Here is a 7,407-nt window from a genome sequence, read left to right on the forward strand (position 1 = left end):
ACCTCCAGCACCAGGAAGTCCATGTCGGCCAGTTGCGGCCAGCGCCGCTCCAGCCGCTCCACGGAGTCCTGCACGAGGTCCGCGAACGCCTCGGCGCGGCTCGCGGCGAGCGGTACCTGCGGCGGTGCGATCGGGCCGCGCATGCCCCGGCCGTGGCGGTCGCGACGGCGGGGCCCGGGGCCGGCGGCTCGGGGCGGTACACGGTTGTCCATCACTGGTGAAGGGTAGTCCCCGCCGCCCCCGGGCGCCCGGCCCCGCGCGGCATCGCGGACCCCCTGTCGGACCCTTTCGGGGCGTGCCGGTTGGTGACCATTCCAGCCAAGGTTGGGCTCGATTCCGTATCTCTCCAGGACCGTGGAACTCAAGGCAATTGACGGTGTTTGTACCAAGTCGTGACCGGAGAAAGAGGTGTCCGGAATATCGAACGCCGACGTCTGCCCAGGTCAGCAAGGTGTGTCAGAAGGGACCTGTGGGGCGTTTCACACAACGACACGGGGGAGTGACCTGGTGGAGAGTCGTCGCGGCCCGCTCAAGAGTGCGGTACCGTCCAACGTCGTGAGCCCTGTACGTCGCTGTTCGCGCACCGCTTGCGGCCGTCCCGCCGTAGCGACGCTGACGTACGTCTACGCCGACTCGACCGCCGTCCTCGGCCCGCTCGCCACCTACGCCGAACCCCACTGCTACGACCTGTGCGCCGAGCACTCCGAGCGCCTCACCGCGCCCCGCGGCTGGGAGGTCGTCCGGCTCCTGGACGGCTCGGCTCCCGCCCGCCCCAGCGGCGACGACCTGGAAGCGCTCGCCAACGCCGTGCGCGAGGCGGCCCGCCCGCAGCAGCGCGCGGCCGAGGCCGGTGGCGGCGGCCCGCGCGGGGCGGACCCGATGGAGGTCGCGCGCCGCGGCCATCTCCGCGTGCTGCGTTCCCCGGACAACTGACAAAACCGTTCAGCGCGTTCGGCGCACCGCCGCCCACCTCGGACGACGGCAGTGCCGACGGCCCAGGCACCGTGCACCACGCCACCGTCCGGGACGGGTAGTTTGTCGTCACCGGGGCGTCACCGGCGCCACCGGACAGGACATCCAGGAGGGTTGGCCGTGGCTGCTGATCTGTCGCAGATCGTGAAGGCGTATGACGTGCGCGGGGTCGTCCCGGACCAGTGGGACGAGGCGCTCGCCGAACTCTTCGGCGCGGCCTTCGTCCAGGTGACCGGCGCGAACGCCGTCGTGGTCGGGCACGACATGCGGCCCTCCTCGCCCGGACTGTCCGACGCGTTCGCGCGCGGGGCGGCCGGCCGCGGCGCCGACGTCACCCTGATCGGCCTGTGTTCGACGGACCAGCTGTACTACGCCTCGGGCGCGTTGGGCCTGCCCGGGGCGATGTTCACCGCCTCGCACAACCCCGCGCGGTACAACGGCATCAAGATGTGCCGGGCGGGCGCGGCACCCGTCGGCCAGGACACCGGCCTCTCCCAGATCCGTGAACTGGCCGGGCAGTGGCTCGAGTCGGGAGCCCCGAGCCCCGCGGCCCGGACGGGGACGATCACGCGGCGCGACACGTTGGACGACTACGCGGCACATCTGCGCTCCCTCGTCGACGTGGCCTCCATCCGCCCCCTGAAGGTCGTCGTCGACGCGGGCAACGGCATGGGCGGCCACACCGTCCCCACCGTCTTCTCCGGTCTGCCTCTCGACGTCGTCCCGATGTACTTCGAACTGGACGGCACCTTCCCCAACCACGAGGCGAACCCGCTGGACCCGGCGAACATCGTCGACCTCCAGCGGCGTGTGCGCGAGGAGGGCGCCGACCTCGGCCTCGCCTTCGACGGCGACGCCGACCGCTGCTTCGTCGTCGACGAGCGCGGCGAGCCGGTCCCGCCGTCCGCGATCACCGCCCTGGTCGCCGCCCGCGAGCTGGCCCGGCACGGCGGCGAGGGCGTGATCATCCACAACCTCATCACCTCGTGGACCGTCCCCGAGGTGGTGCGGGAGAACGGCGGCACCCCGGTCCGCACCCGCGTCGGCCACTCCTTCATCAAGGCCGAGATGGCGAGCTCCGGCGCGATCTTCGGCGGCGAGCACTCCGCGCACTACTACTTCAAGGACTTCTGGAACGCCGACACGGGCATGCTGGCCGCCCTGCACGTCCTCGCCGCCCTCGGCGGCCAGCCGGGCCCGCTGTCGGCCCTGGTGGCGCAGTACGACCGCTACGTGGGCTCCGGGGAGATCAACTCCACCGTCGCCGACCAGGCGGCCCGCCTCGACGCGATCAGGTCCGCCTACGCCGCCCGCCCGGACGTCACCCTCGACGAACTCGACGGCCTGACGGTCACCGCCGCCGACTGGTGGTTCAACGTCCGCCCCTCCAACACCGAGCCCCTGCTGCGGCTGAACGCGGAGGCGCGCGACGAGGCCACGATGGCCAAGGTGCGCGACGAGGCCCTGGCGATCATCCGCGGCTGAGGATCCACCACCGAGGATCCACCACTGAGGATCAACCACTGAGGATCAACCACTGAGGGTCCGCCCTTCAACTACCCGGTCGGACAGGTCGGGCGGCCGCCGGACGGTCCCCGCCCGGCCCCGCCACCCGGCCCCCACCGGCGGTACCCTGACCAGGCACGTCCGTACGACCACACACGCGTCCGTCCGCCCCGAAGGGAACCCACATGCCGCTCGAAGCCGGCCTCCTGGAGATCCTCGCCTGCCCGGCCTGCCACGCCCCCCTCAAGGAGCAGGACACCGAGCTGATCTGCACCGGCCAGGACTGCGGCCTGGCCTACCCCGTGCGCGACGGCATCCCCGTCCTGCTCGTCGACGAGGCCCGCCGCCCCGCCTGAGGCCCCTCGACGCCCCGCTCCCACGACGTCCGACCGGAGACCGGACGCGGACGGGGCCGCGGCCCGGCCACACGAGGCGCTGCGCCCCGTACACCCGACGAACCGGCGACCGGAGCCCGATCGGAGGCTGCCGCCCATGCTCGACGAATCGCTGCTCGACGCCCCGGAGGATCTCGCCGAGGCCGACCGCCGCGGACTGCTCCGCGGCGCCGCCGAGGCCGGCGCCCGCGTGCGCACCGCCGCCCGGCACGCCGCCGAGGCGGGCGTGGCCGACCTCAAACCCGACGGCCGCCCGCGTGCCGTACTCATCGCGGGACCCGGCGCGGCCGCCACCCACGCCGCCGACCTGCTCGGCACCCTCGCCGGCGCGGGCAGCCCCGTCACCCGCCTGGCCCCCAGCGGTGTGGCCCCCGCCTCCGGCGCCCTGCGCTGGGAACTGCCCGGCTGGGCCGGCTCCGTCGACCTGCTGCTGATCGCCACCCCCGACGGCGCCGAACCCAGCCTGTCCCTGCTCGCCGAACAGGCCTACCGCCGCGGCTGCACCGTCGTCGCCGTCGCCCCCGCCGGCACCCCGCTCGCCGAGGCCGTCGACGGCGCCCACGGCCTGTTCATCCCCATGGCCACGGCCCCCTACGACGACGACGAACCCCTCGCCGGATCCGCCCCCGGCGTCCTGTGGGCGCTGCTCACCCCGCTGCTCGCCCTCCTGGACCGCGTCGGCCTGCTCGCCGCCCCGCCCGACGCCCTGGAGGCCGTCGCCGACCGGCTGGACCACATCGCCGAACGCTGCGGGCCCGCCATCGTCACCTACAGCAACCCCGCCAAGGCCCTCGCCGCCGAACTCGCCGACGCCCTGCCGGTGATCTGGACCGAGGGTGCCTCGGCCGGTCCCGCGGGCCGCCGGTTCGCCGCCGTGCTCGCGGAACTCGCCGGCACCCCCGCCGTCGTCGCCGAACTGCCCGAAGCCCTCGCCGCGCACAACGCGCTGCTCGCCGGCCCGCTGGCCGCCAGCGCCGACCCCGACGACTTCTTCCGCGACCGCGTGGAGGAGACGCCGGCCCTGCACGCGCGCGTGGTGCTGCTCCGCGACCGTCCGCTCGGCGGCCTCACCGCCGCCCCCGCCGCCCGTGACCTGGCCCTCAGCCACGACACGCCGATCAGTGAGCTGGAACCCGACCCCGGCGGCGAACTGGAGAGCCTCGCCGAACTGATCGCCGTCACGGATTTCACCGCCGTCTACCTGGCGCTCGCCTCCGGCACCTGATCCGCAGCCGATCTGTCTCCAGCCGCGAGAGCGCACCACACCGCAGAAAGTGACGCATGGACCGCCTCGACAACACCATCCGCCCCTATGCCTGGGGCTCCACCACCGCCATCCCGCACCTGCTCGGCGTCGAGCCGAGCGGCGAACCCCAGGCGGAGATGTGGATGGGCGCCCACCCCGGAGCGCCCTCGCGCACCGCACGCGGCACCCTCGCCGAGGTCGTCGAGGCCGACCCGAAGCGGGAACTGGGCCCCGAGGCGGTCGCCCGGTTCGGCCTCCGCCTGCCCTTCCTGCTCAAACTCCTCGCCGCCGGCGCCCCCCTCTCCCTCCAGGTCCACCCCGACCGCCGGCAGGCCGAGGAGGGCTACGCCGACGAGGAGCGCCGCGGCATCCCCGTCGACGACCCCCGGCGCAACTACAAGGACGCCAACCACAAGCCCGAACTGATCTGCGCGCTCACCGAGTTCGACGGCCTGTGCGGCTTCCGCGCCCCCGCCGAGACCGCCCGCCTGCTCGCCGCACTCGACGTGGACTCCATCGAGCCCTACGTCGACCTGCTGCGCGCCCGCCCCGAGGAGGCGGCCCTGCGCGAGGTGTTCACCGCGATCCTCACCGCCGACCGCGAGGAGATCGCCCACACCGTCCACGAGGCCGCGGCCGCCTGCGCCCGGCTCGGCGGCGAGCACGCCCCCTACGCCGAGATCGCCCGCCACTACCCCGGCGACCCCGGCGTCCTCGCGGCCATGCTCCTCAACCACGTCCGCCTCCAGCCCGGCGAGGCACTCTTCCTCGGCGCCGGCATCCCGCACGCCTACCTCGACGGCCTCGGCGTGGAGATCATGGCCAACTCCGACAACGTGCTGCGCTGCGGCCTCACCCCCAAGCACGTCGACGTCCCCGAACTCCTGCGCATCGTCCGCTTCGAGGCGGCCGGCCCCGGAGTGCTGCGCCCCGAGGCCGCCCCGGACGGCGAGGAGGTCTACGACACCCCCATCGACGAGTTCCGCCTGTCCCGCCACGTCCTGCCCGAGGGCACCACCGCCCACGACCTGACCCTCGGTACCCCGCAGATCCTGCTGTGCACGGCCGGCTCGGTGCGGGCGGGCGAGCACGAACTGACGCCCGGGCAGTCGGTGTTCGTGCCGGCGGGGGAGAAGGCGGCGGTGTCCGGAGCCGGCACGGTCTTCCGCGCCACGGTCGTCGTATGACCTGACGCACCGCCGCCGGAGCGGGCTGCAACAATGACCCACCGGCAAAGGACCGGCAAAGACCGGACGGGCCGGCAACTGGGTACGAAGTCGAAGGGACAACGCGAACACATGAGCGCGTCAGGCGGCACCAGGGCGATCGTGGCGGCACTCGGCGCCAACCTCGCGATCGCGGCATCGAAGTTCGTGGCGTTCGCGTTCAGCGGTTCGTCGTCGATGCTCGCCGAGGGCGTGCACTCGATGGCCGACTCCGGCAACCAGTTCCTGCTGCTGATCGGCGGCAAGCGGGCCCAGCGCGAGGCGACCCCGCAACACCCCTTCGGTTACGGCCGCGAGCGCTACATCTACGCCTTCCTCGTCTCCATCGTGCTGTTCTCCGTCGGCGGCATGTTCGCCATCTACGAGGGCTACGAGAAGATCACCCACCCCCACGCCATCGAGCACTGGTACTGGCCGGTCGGCGTCCTCGCCTTCGCGATCGTCGCCGAGGGCTTCTCCTTCCGCACCGCCATCAAGGAGTCCAACCAGCTGCGCGGCACGCTGTCCTGGGCGCAGTTCATCCGCCGGGCCAAGGCGCCCGAGCTGCCGGTCGTCCTCCTGGAGGACTTCGGCGCCCTGATCGGTCTCCTCCTCGCCCTCGGCGGCGTCGGACTCGCCCTGCTCACCGGTGACGGCGTCTGGGACGGCATCGGCACCGTCTGCATCGGTGTCCTGCTGGTCCTCATCGCCCTCGTCCTGGCCGCCGAGACCAAGTCCCTGCTGCTCGGCGAGGCCGCGGGCGCCGACGTGGTCCAGCAGATCGAGAGGGCCACCGTCGACGGCGAGACGGTCACCCGCATCATCCACATGCGCACCCTCCACCTCGGCCCCGAGGAACTGCTGGTCGCCGCCAAGATCGCCGTCCGGCACGACGACACGGCCACCGAGGTCGCCGCCGCCATCGACGCCGCCGAGGCCCGCGTCCGCGCCGCCGTCCCGATCGCCCGCGTCATCTACCTCGAGCCGGACATCTACAGCGAGACGGAGGCCGCCAAGGGCCCGGACCGTGAGGCCACCCCCGGCGGCCCGGCCCCGCACAGCGACTCCCACTGAGCCGCACCGATCCCGGTTTTCCACGGCCCGCCGGGCAGCGCCCGGCCGGCCGGTCAGCGCCGCGCCACGGCTCCCCGTACGCCCCGCGGGACGGCCAAGTGGCCGGAGGCGGACTGGGGGCCGCCCGCTCTCCCGGTGTAGCTTGGGACGGAGCCAGACGTCGCTGCTGATGGCGGTCGGGCGGCCCCACGACGGGCCGGCCGAGGGAGAGAGGGCCTCCGACGGACTGCGCTGCGCGTACGCGGGCATGCCTGTGTCCTCTTTCGGGCACCCCTGTGTCCGCCGCCGCGCAGATCAGCCGTACCCACCTCGACCCGACTCCGAGGAGCAGCCCGCAATGACGACTGTCGAGAACCGACAGGACTTCAAGGTCGCCGACCTTTCCCTGGCCGAGTTCGGCCGCAAGGAGATCAGCCTCGCCGAGCACGAGATGCCCGGCCTGATGGCGATCCGTGAGGAGTACGCCGAGCGTCAGCCGCTGAAGGGCGCCCGGATCACCGGCTCCCTGCACATGACCGTACAGACGGCCGTCCTGATCGAGACCCTGGTCGCGCTGGGCGCCCGGGTCCGCTGGGCGTCCTGCAACATCTTCTCCACCCAGGACCACGCCGCCGCGGCCATCGCCGTCGGCCCGGACGGCACCCCCGAGAACCCCAAGGGCATCCCGGTCTTCGCCTGGAAGGGCGAGACGCTGGAGGAGTACTGGTGGTGCACCGAGCAGGCGCTGACCTGGCCGGACAGCCCCACCGGCGGCCCGAACATGATCCTGGACGACGGCGGTGACGCGACGCTCCTCGTCCACAAGGGCGTCGAGTACGAGAAGGACGGCAAGGTCCCCTCCGTCGACACCGCCGAGTCCGACGAGCACCGCGTCATCCTCCAGCTGCTGACCCGCACCCTGGGCGAGAACCCCCAGAAGTGGACCCAGCTGTCCTCCGAGATCCGTGGGGTGACGGAGGAGACGACGACGGGTGTGCACCGGCTGTACGAGATGCAGCGGGACGGGACT

At 73.0% G+C, this 7,407-nt stretch carries 7 protein-coding genes and 1 pseudogene; 7 read left to right on the plus strand and 1 reads right to left on the minus strand.

Going from position 1 to position 7,407, the window contains the following annotated elements:
* Positions 1-212: pseudogene (locus IE249_RS40100) on the minus strand (metallopeptidase family protein); the annotation flags it as partial.
* Positions 213-507: 295 nt separating this feature from the next.
* Between IE249_RS40100 and IE249_RS25225 the strand changes: the two are divergent.
* The 7 genes from IE249_RS25225 to IE249_RS25255 form a co-directional block, all read left to right on the plus strand.
* Positions 508-933 (plus strand): DUF3499 domain-containing protein, encoded by a 426-nt coding sequence (locus tag IE249_RS25225; protein ID WP_189708172.1) that lies wholly within the window; start codon positions 508-510, stop codon positions 931-933.
* Positions 934-1,092: 159 nt separating this feature from the next.
* The gene (locus IE249_RS25230) at positions 1,093-2,457 is read left to right on the plus strand and encodes a phosphomannomutase/phosphoglucomutase (RefSeq protein WP_189708174.1); all 1,365 of its coding nucleotides are present in this window, start codon (positions 1,093-1,095) and stop codon (positions 2,455-2,457) included.
* Positions 2,458-2,663: 206 nt separating this feature from the next.
* Positions 2,664-2,834 carry a Trm112 family protein gene (locus tag IE249_RS25235; RefSeq protein WP_007382472.1) on the plus strand — a complete coding sequence of 57 codons (171 nt, stop codon included), beginning with the start codon at positions 2,664-2,666 and terminating at the stop codon, positions 2,832-2,834.
* 136 nt (positions 2,835-2,970) lie between these two features.
* Positions 2,971-4,098: an SIS domain-containing protein gene (locus tag IE249_RS25240; protein WP_189708176.1), complete on the plus strand. Its 1,128-nt coding sequence runs from the start codon at positions 2,971-2,973 to the stop codon at positions 4,096-4,098.
* A 56-nt stretch (positions 4,099-4,154) separates the two neighbouring features.
* Complete coding sequence (gene manA / locus IE249_RS25245) at positions 4,155-5,306, plus strand: mannose-6-phosphate isomerase, class I (RefSeq protein WP_189708178.1); 1,152 nt, start codon at positions 4,155-4,157, stop codon at positions 5,304-5,306.
* A gap of 111 nt (positions 5,307-5,417) precedes the next feature.
* Positions 5,418-6,398: a cation diffusion facilitator family transporter gene (locus tag IE249_RS25250; RefSeq protein ID WP_189708180.1), complete on the plus strand. Its 981-nt coding sequence runs from the start codon at positions 5,418-5,420 to the stop codon at positions 6,396-6,398.
* A 337-nt stretch (positions 6,399-6,735) separates the two neighbouring features.
* A partial coding sequence (locus IE249_RS25255) for an adenosylhomocysteinase (RefSeq protein WP_189708182.1) occupies positions 6,736-7,407 on the plus strand: 672 nt, incomplete at its 3' end.

The organism is Streptomyces anandii JCM 4720, from assembly GCF_014650655.1.
Taxonomy (GTDB): domain Bacteria; phylum Actinomycetota; class Actinomycetes; order Streptomycetales; family Streptomycetaceae; genus Streptomyces; species Streptomyces anandii.